Below are 16,545 nucleotides of genomic sequence, written 5' to 3'. Positions count from 1 at the left end.
GTCCGCGGTCAGGCGAGCGGCTCCGGCGCCCAGTCGGGCTGTCGGCCGCTGAGGGCCACGGCACGGGCCAGGGGTGGGGCGTCGTCCGCGATCGGGACCGGTGGGGCGAAGCCGGTGCCCTCGCGGGCGGCCGGGTCGGTCTCCTGGGAGAGCAGCGCGATCGAGGTCGCCGCGGTGGCGTCGTCCGCTTCGTAGGGCTGGCCGGTGGCGCGGGCCAGGTCCCAGCCGTGCAGCAGCAGCTCGTTGAGCGCCACCCGGCCCATGACCTCGGCCGGCAGGCTGACTCCGCCGGCCCTGGTCTCGCCCCGCCAGGCGGCCGGCTCCCGCCAGGCCGCCGCCAGTTCGTCGAGCTGGCGGCGCAGCCGGCCGCGCCAGTCGCCGTCGAGGGAGGGGGCCGGCTGCGCGGGATCGGTGGGGGACAGGTCCGTCAGCGGCCCAAACTGCTTGCGGGCGGCGGCCCGAAAGGCCAACGTGAGTCCGAGCAGATGCCGCAGCAGGTCGTCGACCCGGTAGTCGGGGCAGGGCGTCCGGGCGGCGAACCGCTCCTCGCGAACGCCGTCGAGCAGCCCGGCGACGCCGCCGGCGGCCGGGCCGAGATCAAGGGGGATGGATGAGTCGGTCACGCGGTGATGACCCCGCGGGGTCGGGAAACTCATCGGCGGAGTCGTCCACGATCGGCGCCATGCGGATACGAGGCGTCGACCCGAGGGACACCACCTGGGAGCTGGACCACCCGCGCTACCGGGTCTACTTCTGGGACCGGGCGGTCAACGTCGCGGACGAGTACGAGGTGTCGGACGCCGACGTCGACGAGGTGCTGGCCTGGGCGACGCGGCACGCCGCCGAGCACGGCGTGACATACACCCTGTGGGCGCTCGTGCCCGAGCAGTGGGGCGACGGGCCCGGGCTGATCCGGCTCGCCGGGGTGGCCGGCGATCCCTTCGCCACCGCCTGACGGCACCGGAGCGCGCTACCCGATGCCCGGGTCCCGGGCCAGCGCGTCGGCCACCGCCGCGGCGAAGGCCCGCACCCGGGCGTTCTCGCGGTCGCCGCGCCAGACGAGGCCGAGCGCGGAGTCGGGGAGACCGGTCACCGGGACGTACGCCACGTCCTGGCGATGGTGGTACTCGGAGGTGGGGCGGCACAGCAGCATCACGCCCCGGTTGGCCGCCACCAGCGACAGACCCTCCTGGAGGGTGCCGACCGTCGGGCCCCGCGGCACCGGCGCGCCGGACGGGGTGTGGGTGGGCGCCTGCGCCGCGCGCCAGTAGTCCGGCGCCGGGGCGGCCACGCCGACGAGCGGTGTCGTGGCCAGCTCCTCGGCGTCCAGCACGGTCCGGGTGGCGAAGGGATGCCGGCGGGAGGCCGCGACCTGGTACGGCTGGCGGGAGAAGACCGGCCCGAGCACGAGCGTCGGTTCCTCGACCGGCAACAACACCACGGCGGTGTCCACCTCGTCGCGGTACAGCGGCCCGAAGGGGTCGGCGAGCGGCAGCTCGGTGATCCTGGTGACGCAGCCGGGGTGTCGGCCCTCGAACTCCCCGACCACGTCGATGAATCCGTACCCCACGACGCCCTGGAACCCGATCCGCAGCGGCCCGCTGACCCCACGAGCCGCCGCCCGGGCGTTCTCCACGGCATCGCACACTGCGGCGTAGGCCGGGCGGAGGTCGTCGAGGAAGTCCCGGCCCAGCGGGGTGAGCCGCACCCGCCGGCTGGTGCGGTCCACCAGGCGGCCGCCGACCCGCTGCTCCAGGGAGCGGATCAGCTGGCTGACCCGGCCCTGGGAGACGTACAGCCGCTCGCCGGTCCGTCCGAAGTGCAGCTCCTCCGCGAGGATCAGGAAGCACTCCAGCTCGCGGATCTCCACCGTGCCCCTCACTCGCCCCTCCGCCCGGCGCGTTCCGCGCGCGGACCACGCCGCCGATCGATGAGCCCACCTCATGGAAGCATGAGAACTCCGCGCTTGTTCCCCCGCCCGGCCCCCGGCTTGGCTGAAGCCATGGCAAGTGGATTCCCCAGCGGCGGGTGGCCCGCCGTGCTGACCGTGGCGGCCGGCACCTTCACCGTGGTCACCTCCGAGATGCTGCCGGTGGGCCTGCTCACGCCCCTCAGCGGCTCCCTGGGCGTGAGCGAGGGCACGGCCGGGCTGACGCTCACCGTCACCGGGCTGATCGGCGCGTTCTCCGCGCCGCTGGTCACCGCCGCGGTGGGCCGGATCGACCGGCGCGTCGTCCTCTGTTCCCTGCTGGTGCTCCTGGCGGCGGCCAACGCGCTGTCCGCCTGGTCGCCGAACTTCACGGTCATGATGGTGGCCCGCGTGCTGGTCGGCGTCGGCCTTGGCGGCGTCTGGTCGCTCGCCGGCGGCCTCGGGGTACGGCTGGTGCCGGCCACGTCCGTCGGCGCGGCCACCTCCCTGATCTTCAGCGGTATCGCCGTCGCCTCGGTGGTGGGCGTACCGGCCGGCGCCTACCTCGGTGAACTGGCCGGCTGGCGCGAGGCGTTCCTCGCCGTCGGCGGTCTTGCCCTGTTCGTGGCCGTGGCCATGGCCGTGGTGCTGCCGCCGCTGCCCGCCGAGGAGGCGGTCGCGCTCGGCGGGGTGCTGCGGCTGCTCGGCAACCCGCGGGTGGCCACCGGGCTCGCGGTGGTGGCCCTGCTGGTGACCGGCCACTTCGCCGCGTACACCTATGTGCGGCCGATCCTGGAGGACGTCTCGGGCGTCGGGGCGTCGATGATCGGCACCCTCCTGCTGGCCTACGGAGTGGCCGGCATCGTGGGCAACTTCGTGGTCGGCGCCCGGGTGGGCCGGTCGGTGCGCGGCGCCGTGCTGGTGATCGGCGTCGCGCTTGCCGCCTCCCTGCCGCTGGTGCCGGTGCTCGGGCTGTCCATGTCGGGGGCGGCGGTCCTGCTGGTCGTCTGGGGCCTGGCCTACGGCGGCGTGTCGGTGAGCACCCAGACCTGGCTGGCCCTGGCCGCCCCGAAGGCCAGGGAGGGCGCGACCTCCCTGTTCGTGGCCGTGTTCAACGGGGCCATCGCCCTGGGTGCTTTCGCGGGCGGCCGGCTGGTCGACGGCTTCGGCACCCGGTCGGTGCTGTGGCTGGGCGGCGCGCTGGCGCTCGGCGCCCTCGTGGTGACCGCGCTCGGGCGGGTGCCGGCGGCGGACACCGCGGGCTCCCGGCCGGCGGGCCGAGCGGCCCCGCCCGTACTCAAGGGCGAGTAGCCGCGGATACTCCCCCCGTCAGACGCGTCGCGACGGGTTCGCGCGGGACCGTGGCGGCATGAGAGAGCTACGTCGTCCGGTGCGCCGGGCCCTCCTCGTCGGACATGTCGTCGTGTCCGTCGGCTGGCTGGGCCTCACCCTCTGCCTGCTGGTGCTCGGCATCGCCGGCGCCACCACCGACTCGGCCGCCACGGCCGAGGCCGCCTACCGCGCCATGAAGATCTTCGGCGACTGGCTGATCGCCCCGCTCGCGCTGACCACCTTCGCCTCCGGCCTGGTGCTGTCGCTCGGCACCCCGTGGGGGCTGGCCCGCTACTGGTGGGTCTACGTCAAGTTCTGGCTCACGCTGGGCGCCGGCCTCGCCTCGCTGTTCCTGTTCCGGGCCGGAATCGACGACGCGGCCGCCGAGGTCGCCGCCGGGCACCCGGTGTCCGACCCGGCGAGCCTCGTCGCGCCGCCCGTCGTCTCGCTCGGCCTCTACCTCTTCATGACCGCGATATCCGTCCTCAAGCCATGGGGACGCACCCGACGCGGCCGGGCCGCTCGCGCCGCCCGCGGCGTCCGCACGTCGAAAACCGCTCGCGCCACGCCCCGCACCCCGGTATCCCTGAGGTCGTGACGCTGCCGAACGACCTCCCGCCGGTCCGCCGCCTCGGCCCGGCCGACCTCACCGCCTGCCTCGACCTGGCGGACAGCCGGGACTGGACCCGCGAGGAGCACAAGTGGCGGCTGCTGCTCACCGCCGGGCAGGGCTACGGCATCGACGCCCCGGCCGGCGATCCGGTGGGCGGACTGATCGCCACCGTCGTCGTCACCGCCTACGGGGACCGCCACCGGTGCCTGAGCATGGTGCTGGTCGCCGAGCGGTACGCCCGCCGCGGCATCGCCCGCCACCTGATGCGGCACGCGCTGACCGAGTGCGGACCGGCCGCCGTGTTCCTCAGCGCCACCGACCAGGGCCGGCCGCTCTACGAGCAGCTGGGCTTCAAGACGGTCGGCCAGCTCACCACCGTCCGCGGCACCTTCACCGGCGCCGTGCCGCCACCGGCCAGGCCGGCGACCACCGTGCGGCCGGCGACGGCCGCCGACCTGCCGGCGGTGCTGGCCTACGACCGCCCGGTCTTCGGCACCGACCGCACCGCGCTGCTGACCAGGCTCCCGGCCTTCGCCGACCGCTTCCTGGTCGCCGAGGACGCCGCCACCGGGCACCTCACCGGCTTCGCCGCCGCCTGGCCCAACCCGTCCAGCATCGTCATCGGCCCGGTCGTCGCGGAGGACACCGCCACCGCCCAGGCCCTGATCGCCCGCCTCGGCACCGAGGCCCCGCGCACCATCCGCTACGACGTGGACGCCCGCCACCCCGAACTCGACCGCTGGCTCCGCGCCAACGGCCTCACCGGCGACCGCCCCTGCGCCCTGATGGTGCTCGGCGCCCCCGACATCCCGGGCGACATCACCCGCCGCTTCGCGCCCTACTCGGTCGCCCTGGGCTAGGGCCCCCGGCTACCAGACGGGACGCAGCGGCGGCAGCGGTCGCCCGTCCGCCAACGCCACCAGCAGTCGTTCGAGCTCGGCGCGGAGCACGCCCACGTCGAGCCGCTCCCCGAGCTCCGCCTCGAGACCGTGCAACGCCCGGCCGGCGACGGCGAGATGGCGGTGCGCGGCCTCGGTGAGCACCACCAGCCTGCGCCGCCCACCGGCGGGATGCGGCTCGCGCCGCACATAGCCGCGCCGCTCCAGGTCGTCGACGATCTGCCCGGCCGCCTGCCTGGTGACGCCGAGCCGCGCCGCGAGCTCGCTGCTCGTCGCGCCGGCCGGGCCCAGCGCCTGGAAGGTGAGGCCGTGGATGGGCCGCAGGTCGCCGTAGCCCTGCTCGGCGAGGCGGGACTCGAACTCGGCGAGGAGGAGTTGGAAGCCCATGCCGAGGAGGAAGGTCAGCTCGGTCCTGGGTGGCGGCGGGGGTTCTGACACGGGGTCCATGGTGACACACGCGTGTAAAGCTGCTTTACTCACCGCCGAGAGCACGAGTAAAGCCGCTTTACACAGCCACGAACCGGAGGAGCCCACCCATGCGCGTGCACACGCCCACCGAGCACGACACCGTCGCCACCCCGAACGCCGAGATGACCAGCCTCGCCACGCCCCGCCGCGGCTCCCGCGAACTCAGCGCCTGGCGGGTGCGGATGGCGCCCGGCGCCCGCGGCCCCTGGCACTCCGTGGACCGCGAGCAGGTCTGGCTGCCGCTGACCGGCACCCTCGCCGTCACCTCGGGCGACGGCACCGCCGAACCCTGGCACGTCGGCCCAGGCCAGGCCGCCGTCCTGCCGGCGGGCGAGCCGCGCCAGGTGTCCACCGCGGGCGGCGAAGCCGTCGAGGCACTGGTCTGCATGACGGCCGGCGGCCGGGCCACCGTGACCGAGACCGGCGAGATCAGAACGATCCCCTGGGCGGAGTGAGTTCGGGCGACTTCCCCCGCTTCGGACGCATGCGCGCACCTCGCCCGCATCTTCGCAGGATCCTCCTCGTTAACCCGGATGGCGTAGAGACACTACGTCATCCGTCGAGCCACCGGCTCGGGAAGGAAGACGATGAGGAACACCCACACCCACGAGAGCGAGCTGCTCGACTCGCGACAGCTGCGCAGCCGCGTGATCGACCGGGTCGACGCCCTCGACAAGGTCAAGACGCTCCGCACGCTGCCGGACGGGCTGCACGTGACGACGCGGATGGTGGCGGCGTACTACGAGGTCAGCGTCGAGGTCGTCCGGAAGATCGTCGTGCGCCACCGACCGGAGCTGGAGGACAGCGGGCTCCGCACGCTACGGGGGGCGGAGCTCCACGATTTCCTAAGGGACAACCTGTCCATTAGAACGCCAGGACGAGGCCTCACCCTCTACCCCCGGCGGGCGGTGCTGAACGTCGGGATGCTGCTGCGGGACAGCGTCATCGCACGTCAGGTGCGGTCCTACCTCCTCGACACGGAGGCCGAGGCCCGTCTCTCGGCGGCCGCCGAGCCTGTGGATAACTTTCCGCTGCGGGCCCTGCACGAGCTGGAGCGGCACGTCCAGCGGCTGGTCGACGAGCGGATGGTCGCGGTGGCCGAGGAGTCGGTGCGGCAGGTGATCAGGACCGCCGTCACGCCGCTGCTCAACCACCTCATCGAGACGTCGGGCGAGCACCGGCAGCGACTGCTCGAAATCCGCGATGACCTGCAGCGATTGCAGACGAGCCGGAGCTGGCGACCCGACCTGGGCTGATCCGGGGCGCGCGGCGCGAAAGGCCCGAAGTCGCAAGCACCAGTTGCGGCTTCGGGCCGTGCCGCAGTGTAGTCCGGAGTCGTCCACAGGCGGGTTATCCACAGACCGACACGATGTCGGTCACGTTATCCACAGGCCCGGGGTTATCCACAGGCCGGGCGACGTCCCAGGTCAAACGGGACACGAACCTGTGGATAACCGCATCGTCGAAAACACGTTCCCACGGTCACCCGCGTCCGATTCCTTCAAGACCGCCCCGGCCGCCCGGCCTAGCCTCGGCCACATGACAGCACGATTCGACCTCATCGGCCTCGTCACCGACGACATGGCGGCCTCGCTCGCCTTCTACCGGCGGCTCGGCCTCGACATCCCCGAGGGGGCGGAGAGCCAGCCGCACGTGGAGGCCGCGCTGCCCGGCGGCCTGCGCGTCGCCTGGGACACCGTGGCGACGATCAAGGGCTTCCACCCGGAGTGGACCCCCGGGACCGGCGGTCGCCTCGGGCTCGCCTTCCGCTGCGACGACCCGGCGGACGTGGACGCCGTCTACGCGGAGCTCACCGCCGCCGGGTACGTCGGCGAGAAGGAGCCGTGGGACGCGTTCTGGGGCCAGCGCTACGCCATCGTCCTCGACCCGGACGGCAACGGCGTCGACCTCTTCGCGCCCCTCACCCCCTGAGCCGCGTCAGCGGCACCCCCGCCAGCTCCCGCACCTCACGCGCCAGATGGGCCTGGTCGGCGTAGCCGGCCAGCGCCGCCGCCTCGGCCGGCGGGGTGCCGGCGTCGGTCAACCGCAGGGCCCGCCCCAGCCGCAGCACCCGCGCCAGCGTCTTGGGACCGTAGCCGAAGGCGGCCAGGCTGCGGCGGCGCAGCTGCCGCTCGCTCAGCCCGAGTTCCCGCGCGGTCCCGGCCACCCCGCGGCCGGCGGCCAGCGCCGCCACCGCCCGGGCCCGCCACGGCTCGGGCTCCGGACCCGGCGGCGCGGCGGCCAGCCGACCGGCGGCCACCGCCTCCAGGGCCGCCCCGGTCCTGGCCGCGCCGGCCACCCGCTCCGTCAGCTCGCGCACCAGCCGGCCGGGCCACACCTCGTCCAGGCCCACCCGCCGATCCGTCAGCTCGTCCGCCGGCAGGCCGTAGACCAGCGGCCCGAAGCCCGGCGCGAACCGCAGCCCCGTGTACCGCGCGCCGGCCACCCCGGCCACCAGGTGCGCCCGGGTGTCGGGGCCGGCCACCAGCAGCCGTTCGCCATCCCAGATCAGGTCCATGCAGCCGTCGGGCAGCACCCGGCCGACGCGGTCCGCGACCGCCGTCTTCTCCCACACCACGGCACCCGGGAGTCCGGCGTCCCGCGACGCCGGCCGCTCCCGGTACCCGCCTTCGGCCATGTCACCCAGGATGACATGCTGCCCCGATGAGGCATCTGGGGCTGCTGGCCCTCGTCGTCCCGGACTACGACGAGGCCATCGCGTACTACACGGGTCCGCTCGGCTTCGAACTGCGCGAGGACACGCCGCTGCCGGACGACTACCCCGGCAAGCGCTGGGTGGTGGTCGCCCCGGGTCCCGACGCGCAGACCGGGCTGCTGCTGGCCAGGGCGGTCACGGACCACCAGCGCAGCCGGATCGGCGACCAGACCGGCGGCCGGGTCGGCTTCTTCCTCTACACCGACGACTTCGACGCCGACTTCACGCGGTTCACGGCGGCCGGGGTGACGATCGAGAAGCAGCCGTGGACGGCGCCCTACGGCCGGGTCGCGGTCTTCGTCGACCGGTACGGCAACCGCTGGGACCTCGTTCAGCCCGCGGAGTCCCCGAAGCCGCCGAAGTCGACGTAGTGGCGTAGCAGTTCGAGCAGCCGGTTGGCGGGTTGGGCGCTCCAGTGCGTGGCCGACGCCGGCTCGGGTCCGGTGGGCAGGCGGAAGACGGCCCAGGCGACGTGGTGCCACAGGATTCTCGGCCACCACGCGTCCTCCTCGCCCGGCGCGTAGCCGGCGAGCACCGAACGGACCGCGCGCGGCGGCACCTTGGCGAACTCGACGGCCGGGTCGGCGTGGGCCGCGTCGCCCCAGTCGATCAGTGCGGTGAGGGCGCCGGTGGCGGGGTCGACGAGGAGGTTGCCGGCCGAGACGTCGCCGTGCACCAGGACGAGCGGCGGCTCGGCCGGGGCGTGGGCGGCGAGCTCGTCGAGCCAACCGGTCAGCCAGCGGGCGAGCGGGGCACTGAGGTATCCACCGGCGGCCAGCGCCTCGATGCCGGGTCTGGCGTCGCCCGCGCGATCCTCCGTCACGCCGGCCAACGGCGTCGGCGGCGCGGCGTGCAACAGGGCGAGCTGCCGGCCGAGTTCCCGGTACGCGTCCGCGCCCGGCTCGTCGCCGGGCGGCGCGACGCCCGGCGCGCGGCGCTGGACCAGGTAGGGGCTGCCGAACATCTCCCCCACGCCGTCGAACTCCACGATCTCCGGGGCACGCACACCCAGGCGCGTGGCGTGCGGGACGACGACGGCCTCCTTGCGCAGGTCGGCCGCGAGAGCCGGGTCCCCGGCGCGGGCGACCTTGAGGACCAGCCCGTCGCCCAGCAGGTGGACGTGCGAGGCCACGCCTTGGCGCGGCGCGGGCCGAACCTCGTCCGGCGCGACGCCGTGCCGTCTGGCGACGGCGGCGAGCGCGCCCGGCTCCGGGCCCGTCACCTCGGGTACGGTCCCGGCTGACCGCCGGGCGGAGCGGCCGGATAGGGCCCCGGCGGGTACGGACCGGCGGCCGGTGGCGCGGGCGGCGGCGCGGTCATGGGCCCGCCGAGCAGCAGCGGCATGAACTGGTCGAGCTCGGCCCGCCACTGCCGGCCCACGTTGATCCTGGTCGGCTTCTCCTTACCCGGCAGGTGGAAGCGGAACGAGCTCCAGAGCGAGCCGCGCTGCCCGTCGCTGACCCGCCTGGCCGCCTCGGCCCGGTCGACCACGAACGCCAGCTCCTTGGGCCGGTTGCTCGCCCGGCTCGCCCGGTGGAAGACCACGGCCCGCTCCGTGATGGTCACGAAGTAGTAGTCGATGAACAGCTGCCCGATCAGGCCGAGACCGCTCATCAGATACGGGCTCGGCCCGGTGACGCCGTGGACGGTGACCAGCGGCCGGTCGGCCGGGTTGACCCGCGCTATCGCCTCCGCGACCTGCTGCCGCATGGTCGCCTTCAGAATCGCCATGGCCGGGAGTGTACGGACCCCGGCCGGAAACCGGCCCCCGCGCCTCGTCGGGGAGGCGGTCAGCGCGTCCCGTCGGGGCCGACCCGCAGAACCCGCCCCCGGTCGCCCCCGGTCACGGCCGTCAGGTAGGCCCGCGCCACCTCCCGTGCCGGCGTGCCGGCCGACGGGTCCATGCCGAGCGCCTCCAGCGTCTCACTCACCCACCCGGGGCTGACGGCGTTGATCCGCGCCCCACGCAGCGGCTCGACGGCGGTGGCCGCGACAAACGCCTCAAGGCCGGCGTTGACCAGGGCGGCGAACGAACCACCGGGCGTCGGCTCGGCGAAGGCGCCGCTGGTCAGCGTGATGGACCCGCCGTCGCGCAGCCGGGGGAGCGCCCGCCGCACGAGTCGCACCTGGCCGAGCAGCTTGCCGTCGAGGCCGGTCAGATACTCCGCGTCCTCGCCCTCGTCGAGCCGCACCAGCGCCCCGCTGGCCGCGCAGCACACCACCGCGTCGAGCTCGCCGACCCGGTCGAGCAGCGCGGCCACCGAGTCGGGGTCGGCGATGTCGACGCGCGTCTCGGGCGGCGCGCTTCGGGAGGCGCGCACCACCTCGTGGCCCGCCCCCGTCAGCTCCGCCACCACCGCGCGTCCGATGGTGCCGCCGGCACCGATCACCAGGATCCTCAGCTTCCTCATGCGCCCCACCCTCGCCCGGCCGCCCGGCGCCGACCAGCCCACCGCCGTGACTATCCCCACCAGGTGCAGGATCGCCGCGCGTAGCCTGGGAGACCATGCGGCCCCATCCCGACCTCGGCCCCTTCCTCCGCTCGCGCCGCGCCCGGCTGCGGCCCGCCGACGCCGGGCTGCCCGACCACGGCGGCCGCCGGCGCCGCGTGCCAGGGCTGCGCCGCGAGGAGCTGGCCCAGCTCGCCGGCATCAGCCCCGGCTACTACACCCTCCCCCAGGCCCTGGGGGCCTGGGAGGTACCCCCACGAACAGGGCCAGATCCCGCACGTCTCGGACGCCGTGCTCGACGCGGTGGCCCGGGTGCTGCGGCTCGACGCGGCCGAGCGCTCCCACCTGCGCGCCCTGGTGCGCCCGGCCCGCGCCGACGCCGCGTCACCCACGTCGGCCGAGTCACCGCGCCCGGGGGTGCGCACGCTGCTGGACTCGCTGGGCGCCACCCCGGCCCTGGTGCTCGGCGCACGCGTCGACATCCTGGCGTGGAACGCCGGCGCCCACGCGCTGTTCGCCGGCCACCTGCCCTTCGAGGAGCCGCCCAACGCCGCCCGCCTGGTCTTCCTCGACCCGGCCACGCGCCGCCTGTTCGGGGAGGAGTGGCCGGCCAAGTGCCGGGACACCGTCGCCGACCTGCGGATCGTCGTCGGCCGACGCCCCGGCGACCGCGCGTTGGCCATGCTGATCGCCGAACTCGTCGAGCGCAGCCCGGAGTTCGCCGACCTCTGGCGCGCGCACCCGGTGGCCGCCTGCCCCTCGCACGCCCGCCGCTACCGCCACCCGCGCGTGGGCCCGCTCACCCTCACCCACCAGCTGCTCGACCTCGGTGACGGCAGCGCGCAGCGGCTGGCGCTCTACGCGGCCGAGCCCGGCAGCCCCTCGGCCGCCGCGCTGACCCGGCTCGTCCCCAGCGTCCCCGGCGTCATCGCGGGTCGACCGTCCAGTGGTCCAGGACCCGGGCCAGCAGTCGGATGAGCTCGGCGCGCTCGCCCGCCGACAGCGGCGCGAGCAGCGCGTCCTGGGCGGCGGCCAGCGCCTTGTCGGCGCGCTCCAACTGCCGCTCGCCCTCGGGCGTCAGGGTGATCACGTTGCGCCGCCGGTCGGCCGGGTCGGGGCTGCGCACCACCTGCCCGGCCGCCGCCAGTTCGTTGAGCGCGGCGACCACGTCGCTGCGGTCGATGCCGCAGCGCCGGCCGAGCGCCGCCTGGCTCGCCGGGCCGAACTCGGCGAGCGCGGCGAGCAGCGGATAGTGGTAGCGGCGGGCGCCGACGCCGGCGAACGCCTCGGACGACAGCCGCCCGGCCGGCGTCGCGGCGTGGGTGATGAGCCAGCTCGCCTTCTCGCGCAGCCGAACAGGCACCTGGGAGATGCCGCCGCGCTCGCCGTCCGCCGTCGCCATGGCACGACCCTAACGCGCCCGGCCGGCGAGCGAACCGATCACCCGCCCCAGCTCGGCCCGCTCCGCCTCCGGCAGCCAGCCGGAAGCGTGCAGCATGCGCAGCGCCGTGACCAGCCGTTCGCCGTCCTCCGGGGTGCCGAGGTCGCCGAGACGCACCGGCAGCACCAGCGCCAGCGCCGTCAACTCACCTCGTTCACGCCACCGTTCGACCAGCGCGTCGAGCTCCACGAACCCGGCGCCGGCCGCCTGGGCGCCGAGCCCGCGGGCGACGGCGAACCGGATCCACTCCCGGTACTGCCCCTCCGGCAACGCGTCGACGTGGAGCGCCGCGAGCGCGAAGTGCTCACGCGCCGGCTCGGCGCGCCCCGAGGTCCGGTGCGCCCGCGCGATGTTGAGGTGCAGCGAGGCGTAGAAGCCCGCCACCCGCTCGTCCCCCACCGCGTCCGCGAGGCGCAGGCACTCCTCGTTCCAGCGCAGGGTCTCCTCCGGGGTGTCCTGGTGCCGGGCGACGTAGTGCGCCGCGACGCACCGCTCGTAGTCGTCGCCGGCCGCCGCCCAGGCGCGTTCGAACAGCTCGCGCGCCCGGTCCCGCTCCCCCTCGGCCTCCGCCGCCATGCCGGCCACGCACAGCCCGACCACCTCGTTGTGCGGGTCCATCTCAGCCCTCCGCCACGCGCACCGGCATCACCAGGGTGGTGAAGCTGCCCTGGTCCGCCGACCTGACGACCACGGGGGCCGCGTCGGAGGCCAGTTCGAGCAGCACGTCGGGCCCCACGCTGGCCTCCAGCGCGGGCAGCAGCACCGCGGGATCGAAGGCGACCCGCGACGGCGGCGCCCCCGACACGACGCCCCGCAACGCCGTCCCACCGGCCGCCGTCCCGCCGACCGTGATCGCGCCGTCCCGCGCCGTCCGCAGGACGACGGGCCCCTCGGCCGGCACCGCGTCCCGCAGCGCGCGACGGTCCACGATCACCCGGCCACGCGGGGCGTCCAAGGCCGCCAGCATCTCCCGGTAGTCGGGGAACTCCTCGTCGACCACCGGCAGCTCCCGCTCACGCGCCCCGGCGCGCAGCCTGGCACCCGCGCCGTCGGCCACCACCTCGACCTCGGGCTCCGGCAGCGCCCAGGCCGCCGCCTCCCGCAGCGCGGCCGCCGCCACCAGCAGCCGGCGCCCGTCGCCGTCGAGCGCGACGGGCCGCAGCACCCGCAGCGCGAGCCGGTAGCGGTCGCTGGCCACCAGCCGCACCTCCCCGCCGCCCAGCTCGACCAGCACCCCGGCGAGCGCCGGCGGCCCCGCCGCGGCCGCCGCCGGCGCCACCTGCCGCACCGCGCTGGCCAGCTCCGCGCCGCCCAGCCGCGCCACCGTCCGCCGGCCCGCTGACGGCAGGCCCCGCAGCACCTCCTCGACGGCCGACCTGGTCGCCGCGGCCAGCTCGGAGGTACGGCGCAGATGGGCGGTGAGCACCGCCCGCGCCTCCTCGGCCGAACCGTCGAGCACCACCGCCACGTCCACCAGCGGCAGCCCGGCGTCCCGCAGCCGCCGCACCGCCACCGCGCGCGCCTCCTGCTCGGGCGCGTAGTAGCGGTAGCCGGTGACCGCGTCCACCCGGTCCGGGCGCAGCAGCCCGCAGTCGTCGTAGAAGCGCAGCGCGCTGGGCGCCACGCCGACGCGCCGGGCGAAGGCGCCGATGCTCATCTCGGCCGGTTGGTCCGTCTCGCGTTCCATGGCCGCGATTCTGGAGCTTCGTCCAACCTGAAGGTCAAGCCACCTCAAGGGCCGGCCGGACGCCGACCCCCTTGAAGAAGGCGTAGTGGAACGTCCCGTCCCCGCCGGCCGCCCGGCGCAGGTCGGCCATCCCACGGTCCCAGTCGGCCGGCGTCATCAAGCCGGCCTCCAGCGCCTGCTCGCGCACCCCGCCGACCATCGCGGCGAAGGTGTCGAGCACGAAGTCCCCCCTCAGGTCCGGCCTGGCGGCGTCCGCGTAGACCGTCCGCACCTCGACCGACACGTCGCCGAAGCCCGCCCCGCGCAGCAGCGGCCCCACCGCCCGCCCGGTGTGCGCGTCGCCGCCGGCCACCTCCTGGAGCCTGGCCTGGCAGTCGATCACCGCCCTGGCGTACGGGCTGTCCGGATGGAAGAACGCCGTGCCGTGGTCCCCCTCGATCACCGTCAGCGTGCCGCCGGGACGCAACACCCGGCGCAGCTCGACCAGCGCCCGCTCCCGGTTGGACAGGTGCTCCAGCAGGAAGCAGACGAAGACATGGTCGAACTCGGCGTCTCGGAAAGGCAGTTCGTAGACGTCCGCATGACACCAGCGCACCTCGGCCGCCGGCGCCACCGCCGCGACCCGCGCCCGGGCCGTGGCCAACGACTCGGCCGAGCGGTCGAGCGCCACCCACCGCGCCCCGGGGCTGTTCGCCACCAGGTGCACCGTCTGCGCCCCCACGCCGCAGCCCGCCTCCAGCACCCGACTGCCCACCGGGTAGGCCGTGCCGGCGTGCAACAGCTCCGCCAACGTGTCCGCCTGGTCGCCGAGCCTGCGCGCCTCGCGCTCCGAGTAGCCGTGTACATAGCCGATCAACGAGTCCATGCGGCAAGCCTGCTGCCACTATGGTCCGGTGCACAGGTCCAATGCCGCTCGATCCCATCAGGCCAAAGCGGCCGGCGCCTCCGACTTCCTGCAACTCGACATCGCCCAGGCCCCGCCCGGCGGCCGCGCCGACTGGCTGGCCCGCCAGCTCAGGCACGCCGTCGCCGACGGCCGCCTCCCGGTCGGCAGCCGACTGCCCCCCACCCGCGTGCTCGCCGCCGAACTCGGCGTCTCCCGCGGCGTCGTCACCGAGGCCTACCGGCGCCTGACCGAGGACGGGCACGCCGAGGGCCACCGCCGCAACGGCACCACCGTCGTCGCCGCCCCGCTGCCCCCGCCCACCCGACCGGCCAGCACCCCCGCGCCACCACCCGCGCCCGCCCCCACCGACCTCTTCACCCACCCCCCGGACCAGGGTGTCTTCGACGCGCTGCGCGCCGCCCCCGCCCGCGTCGACCTCACCCCTGGCACCCCCGACCTCGCCGCCTTCCCCCGCGCCGCCTGGCTGCGCGCCGAACGCGAACTGCTCCGTGACCTCCCCGCCACCGGCCTCGGCTACGGCGACCCGCGCGGCACCCCGGCGCTGCGCGCCGCCGTCGCCGACTGGCTGGCCCGCAACCGGGGCCTCCGCGTCACCCCGGACGAGGTGCTGATCACCTCGGGCACCGCGCAGACCCTCGCCCTCCTCGGCCAGGTGCTGACCGCCGCCGGCGTCACCGCGGTGGCCGTGGAGGACCCCGGCTCACTCGGCGCCCGCCAACAACTGGCGGCCGCCGGGCTCGACGTCCCACCCATCCCCGTCGACCCGGCCGGCGCCCGTGTCGACGCCCTGCGCGCCACCGGCGCCGGCGCTGTACTCCTCACCCCCGCCCACCAGTTCCCCACCGGCGTCGTCCTCGACGGCGCCCGCCGCCGCGAACTGCTGCGCTGGGCCACCGAGCACGACGGCCTCATCATCGAGGACGACTACGACTCCGAGCACCGCTACGACCGCCCCCCGGTCGCCGCGCTCCGCTCGCTGCTCGCCGACCGCGTCGCCTACTGCGGCAGCGCCTCCAAACTCCTCGCCCCGGCGCTCCGCATCGGCTGGTTGGTGCCACCCCCCGAACACCACGACGCCCTGATCGCCGCCAAGCGCCTGGCCGACCTCGGCAACGCGGCCCTGCCCCAGCTGGTGCTCGCCAGGCTGATGGAGTCCGGCGAACTGGAACGCCAACTGCGGCTCGCCCGCGCCCGCCACCGACGCCGCCGGGACGCCATGATCGACGCGCTCACCCGCCACCTCCCGCACGCCACGCTGCACGGCCCGGCCGCCGGGCTCCACCTGATGGCCACTTTCGAGGACCCGGCCCTGGACGACACCGCCCTGGCCGCCGCGGCCCTCGCCCGCGGCGTCAAGCTCCACCCCCTCAGCTGGCACCGCAGGCTCCCCCACCCGCCGGGCCTGATCCTCGGCTACGCGGCCACACCCCCCGACGCCATCCGCGAGGGCGTGGCCGCGCTGGCCGCCGTCGTCAGCGCGACGTGAGCCGGAACCGGACCACGTTCCCCTCGGTGTCGGCGGCGGCCGGCTCGAAGCGCTCGAAGCCGGCCTTCTCGACGACGCGGACGGACGCCGAGTTCGACGGCTCCACGTCGGCGACCACGGTGTGCACCCCGGGCACGGCGAGCGCGAACCCGGCCAACACCCTGGTCGCCTCTGCGGCGTAGCCCCGACCGCGGCGGGACGGCACCACGCCGTAGCCGATCTCGACGACGCCGTCGCGCGGCGGCCAGAACAGGCCGATCGAGCCCACCACGAGACCACTGGCGCGCTCGACGATCAGCCGGTGGCCGTACTCGCCGAGCCAGGCCGGCTGTTGGTCGAGCAGCCCCGCGATGACGCGATCCCCCTCGGCGGGGAAGTCGGCCGCCCACCGCGCGGGCCGCACGCCCTCGCCGAGGACCGCGGCGACCTCCGCCGGGGTCCAGGGCCGCAACAGCAGGCGCTCACTGGTCAGCGGGGCGGGGGATGGTGAAGCGGAGGAAGACATGATCACTCCTGGTCGTCCGATGAACGACCGGACCGCGCGCTATCGCCGCACGGCCCGGACAAGGGCACGTTGACGAGGGCCGGCGACGGCCATATTCATCAACCTCCCTGGTCCGTGGGCGCGCACCGCACG

21 protein-coding genes and 1 pseudogene are annotated in these 16,545 nt (G+C 75.3%); 10 read left to right on the top strand and 12 right to left on the bottom strand.

Going from position 1 to position 16,545, the window contains the following annotated elements:
- Positions 1-8: 8 nt before the first annotated feature.
- On the bottom strand, positions 9-623 hold the full coding sequence (locus RNC47_RS17530) for a TIGR03086 family metal-binding protein (RefSeq protein WP_311599864.1): 615 nt from the start codon (positions 621-623) through the stop codon (positions 9-11).
- 59 nt (positions 624-682) lie between these two features.
- Here RNC47_RS17530 and RNC47_RS17525 point away from each other — a divergent pair, with 59 nt between their 5' ends.
- Positions 683-955 (top strand): hypothetical protein, encoded by a 273-nt coding sequence (locus RNC47_RS17525; RefSeq protein WP_311599862.1) that lies wholly within the window; start codon positions 683-685, stop codon positions 953-955.
- Positions 956-970: 15 nt separating this feature from the next.
- On the opposite strand, the gene RNC47_RS17520 is transcribed toward RNC47_RS17525, so the two are convergent.
- Positions 971-1,882, bottom strand: coding sequence for a LysR family transcriptional regulator (locus RNC47_RS17520; protein WP_311599861.1), 912 nt, complete (start codon positions 1,880-1,882; stop codon positions 971-973).
- A gap of 156 nt (positions 1,883-2,038) precedes the next feature.
- On the opposite strand from RNC47_RS17520, the gene RNC47_RS17515 reads away from it, so the two are divergent.
- From RNC47_RS17515 to RNC47_RS17505, 3 genes are read left to right on the top strand one after another with little or no spacing between them, the layout of a single operon-like run.
- A complete protein-coding gene (locus tag RNC47_RS17515) occupies positions 2,039-3,220 on the top strand; it encodes an MFS transporter (RefSeq protein ID WP_311599938.1) in 1,182 nt (393 codons plus the stop codon).
- A gap of 58 nt (positions 3,221-3,278) precedes the next feature.
- Complete coding sequence (locus RNC47_RS17510) at positions 3,279-3,839, top strand: DUF2269 domain-containing protein (RefSeq protein WP_311599859.1); 561 nt, start codon at positions 3,279-3,281, stop codon at positions 3,837-3,839.
- Entirely contained in the window at positions 3,836-4,714 is an 879-nt protein-coding gene (locus RNC47_RS17505) for a GNAT family N-acetyltransferase (RefSeq protein WP_311599857.1), read from the top strand. The genes RNC47_RS17510 and RNC47_RS17505 overlap by 4 nt, the downstream gene beginning before the upstream one ends.
- Positions 4,715-4,723: 9 nt before the next feature.
- Here the strand turns inward: RNC47_RS17505 and RNC47_RS17500 are convergent, their stop codons facing one another.
- A complete protein-coding gene (locus RNC47_RS17500; RefSeq protein WP_311599855.1) occupies positions 4,724-5,200 on the bottom strand; it encodes a MarR family winged helix-turn-helix transcriptional regulator in 477 nt (158 codons plus the stop codon).
- A gap of 89 nt (positions 5,201-5,289) precedes the next feature.
- Here RNC47_RS17500 and RNC47_RS17495 point away from each other — a divergent pair, with 89 nt between their 5' ends.
- From RNC47_RS17495 to RNC47_RS17485, 3 genes are all read left to right on the top strand, one after another.
- A complete protein-coding gene (locus tag RNC47_RS17495; RefSeq protein WP_311599854.1) occupies positions 5,290-5,676 on the top strand; it encodes a cupin domain-containing protein in 387 nt (128 codons plus the stop codon).
- Between the two features lie 132 nt (positions 5,677-5,808).
- Positions 5,809-6,477, top strand: coding sequence for a restriction endonuclease (locus RNC47_RS17490; protein WP_311599853.1), 669 nt, complete (start codon positions 5,809-5,811; stop codon positions 6,475-6,477).
- A gap of 283 nt (positions 6,478-6,760) precedes the next feature.
- A complete protein-coding gene (locus tag RNC47_RS17485) occupies positions 6,761-7,153 on the top strand; it encodes a VOC family protein (RefSeq protein WP_311599852.1) in 393 nt (130 codons plus the stop codon).
- On the opposite strand, the gene RNC47_RS17480 is transcribed toward RNC47_RS17485, so the two are convergent.
- On the bottom strand, positions 7,143-7,859 hold the full coding sequence (locus RNC47_RS17480; RefSeq protein WP_311599851.1) for a helix-turn-helix domain-containing protein: 717 nt from the start codon (positions 7,857-7,859) through the stop codon (positions 7,143-7,145). The genes RNC47_RS17485 and RNC47_RS17480 overlap by 11 nt on opposite strands.
- 26 nt (positions 7,860-7,885) lie before the next feature.
- Here RNC47_RS17480 and RNC47_RS17475 point away from each other — a divergent pair, with 26 nt between their 5' ends.
- Positions 7,886-8,308, top strand: a complete 423-nt coding sequence (locus tag RNC47_RS17475) for a VOC family protein (protein WP_311599850.1) — start codon at positions 7,886-7,888, stop codon at positions 8,306-8,308.
- Here the strand turns inward: RNC47_RS17475 and RNC47_RS17470 are convergent.
- Genes RNC47_RS17470 through RNC47_RS17460 form a run of 3 tightly spaced genes read right to left on the bottom strand, consistent with a single transcriptional unit; the run spans position 8,269 to position 10,339 of the window.
- On the bottom strand, positions 8,269-9,159 hold the full coding sequence (locus RNC47_RS17470) for a phosphotransferase family protein (RefSeq protein WP_311599849.1): 891 nt from the start codon (positions 9,157-9,159) through the stop codon (positions 8,269-8,271). The genes RNC47_RS17475 and RNC47_RS17470 overlap by 40 nt on opposite strands.
- Positions 9,156-9,668, bottom strand: coding sequence for a hypothetical protein (locus RNC47_RS17465; RefSeq protein ID WP_311599848.1), 513 nt, complete (start codon positions 9,666-9,668; stop codon positions 9,156-9,158). Before RNC47_RS17465 ends, RNC47_RS17470 begins: the two co-directional genes overlap by 4 nt.
- A gap of 59 nt (positions 9,669-9,727) precedes the next feature.
- Positions 9,728-10,339 (bottom strand): short chain dehydrogenase, encoded by a 612-nt coding sequence (locus tag RNC47_RS17460; protein ID WP_311599936.1) that lies wholly within the window; start codon positions 10,337-10,339, stop codon positions 9,728-9,730.
- A 104-nt stretch (positions 10,340-10,443) separates the two neighbouring features.
- On the opposite strand from RNC47_RS17460, the pseudogene RNC47_RS17455 reads away from it, so the two are divergent.
- A pseudogene (locus RNC47_RS17455) lies at positions 10,444-11,365 on the top strand (helix-turn-helix transcriptional regulator).
- On the opposite strand, the gene RNC47_RS17450 reads toward RNC47_RS17455, so the two are convergent.
- Genes RNC47_RS17450 through RNC47_RS17435 form a run of 4 tightly spaced genes read right to left on the bottom strand, consistent with a single transcriptional unit; the run spans position 11,313 to position 14,380 of the window.
- Entirely contained in the window at positions 11,313-11,789 is a 477-nt protein-coding gene (locus RNC47_RS17450) for a MarR family winged helix-turn-helix transcriptional regulator (protein ID WP_311599846.1), read from the bottom strand. The pseudogene RNC47_RS17455 and the gene RNC47_RS17450 sit on opposite strands and share 53 nt — an antisense overlap.
- Before the next feature lie 9 nt (positions 11,790-11,798).
- Entirely contained in the window at positions 11,799-12,446 is a 648-nt protein-coding gene (locus tag RNC47_RS17445; protein WP_311599845.1) for a hypothetical protein, read from the bottom strand.
- Position 12,447: 1 nt separating this feature from the next.
- Positions 12,448-13,515 (bottom strand): MerR family transcriptional regulator, encoded by a 1,068-nt coding sequence (locus tag RNC47_RS17440; protein WP_311599844.1) that lies wholly within the window; start codon positions 13,513-13,515, stop codon positions 12,448-12,450.
- Between the two features lie 34 nt (positions 13,516-13,549).
- Entirely contained in the window at positions 13,550-14,380 is an 831-nt protein-coding gene (locus RNC47_RS17435) for a methyltransferase domain-containing protein (protein WP_311599843.1), read from the bottom strand.
- Positions 14,381-14,408: 28 nt separating this feature from the next.
- Here RNC47_RS17435 and pdxR point away from each other — a divergent pair, with 28 nt between their 5' ends.
- Positions 14,409-15,908, top strand: a complete 1,500-nt coding sequence (gene pdxR, locus RNC47_RS17430; protein ID WP_311599842.1) for a MocR-like pyridoxine biosynthesis transcription factor PdxR — start codon at positions 14,409-14,411, stop codon at positions 15,906-15,908.
- On the opposite strand, the gene RNC47_RS17425 is transcribed toward pdxR, so the two are convergent.
- On the bottom strand, positions 15,895-16,413 hold the full coding sequence (locus RNC47_RS17425; RefSeq protein WP_311599841.1) for a GNAT family N-acetyltransferase: 519 nt from the start codon (positions 16,411-16,413) through the stop codon (positions 15,895-15,897). The two genes, pdxR and RNC47_RS17425, sit on opposite strands and share 14 nt — an antisense overlap.
- Between the last annotated feature and the right edge of the window lie 132 nt (positions 16,414-16,545).

Source organism: Streptomyces millisiae (assembly GCF_031845425.1).
GTDB lineage: Bacteria > Actinomycetota > Actinomycetes > Streptomycetales > Streptomycetaceae > Streptomyces > Streptomyces millisiae.
This window is presented reverse-complemented; position numbering and strand designations above follow the sequence as displayed.

Coding starts and splice junctions, on each gene's coding strand:
- RNC47_RS17525 (WP_311599862.1), top strand. CDS start 683: ATGCGGATACGAGGCGTCGACCCGAGGGACACCACCTGGGAGCTGGAC.
- RNC47_RS17510 (WP_311599859.1), top strand. CDS start 3,279: ATGAGAGAGCTACGTCGTCCGGTGCGCCGGGCCCTCCTCGTCGGACAT.
- RNC47_RS17500 (WP_311599855.1), bottom strand. CDS start 5,200: ATGGACCCCGTGTCAGAACCCCCGCCGCCACCCAGGACCGAGCTGACC.
- RNC47_RS17495 (WP_311599854.1), top strand. CDS start 5,290: ATGCGCGTGCACACGCCCACCGAGCACGACACCGTCGCCACCCCGAAC.
- RNC47_RS17490 (WP_311599853.1), top strand. CDS start 5,809: ATGAGGAACACCCACACCCACGAGAGCGAGCTGCTCGACTCGCGACAG.
- RNC47_RS17485 (WP_311599852.1), top strand. CDS start 6,761: ATGACAGCACGATTCGACCTCATCGGCCTCGTCACCGACGACATGGCG.
- RNC47_RS17480 (WP_311599851.1), bottom strand. CDS start 7,859: ATGGCCGAAGGCGGGTACCGGGAGCGGCCGGCGTCGCGGGACGCCGGA.
- RNC47_RS17475 (WP_311599850.1), top strand. CDS start 7,886: ATGAGGCATCTGGGGCTGCTGGCCCTCGTCGTCCCGGACTACGACGAG.
- RNC47_RS17465 (WP_311599848.1), bottom strand. CDS start 9,668: ATGGCGATTCTGAAGGCGACCATGCGGCAGCAGGTCGCGGAGGCGATA.
- RNC47_RS17450 (WP_311599846.1), bottom strand. CDS start 11,789: ATGGCGACGGCGGACGGCGAGCGCGGCGGCATCTCCCAGGTGCCTGTT.
- RNC47_RS17445 (WP_311599845.1), bottom strand. CDS start 12,446: ATGGACCCGCACAACGAGGTGGTCGGGCTGTGCGTGGCCGGCATGGCG.
- RNC47_RS17440 (WP_311599844.1), bottom strand. CDS start 13,515: ATGGAACGCGAGACGGACCAACCGGCCGAGATGAGCATCGGCGCCTTC.
- RNC47_RS17435 (WP_311599843.1), bottom strand. CDS start 14,380: ATGGACTCGTTGATCGGCTATGTACACGGCTACTCGGAGCGCGAGGCG.
- RNC47_RS17425 (WP_311599841.1), bottom strand. CDS start 16,413: ATGTCTTCCTCCGCTTCACCATCCCCCGCCCCGCTGACCAGTGAGCGC.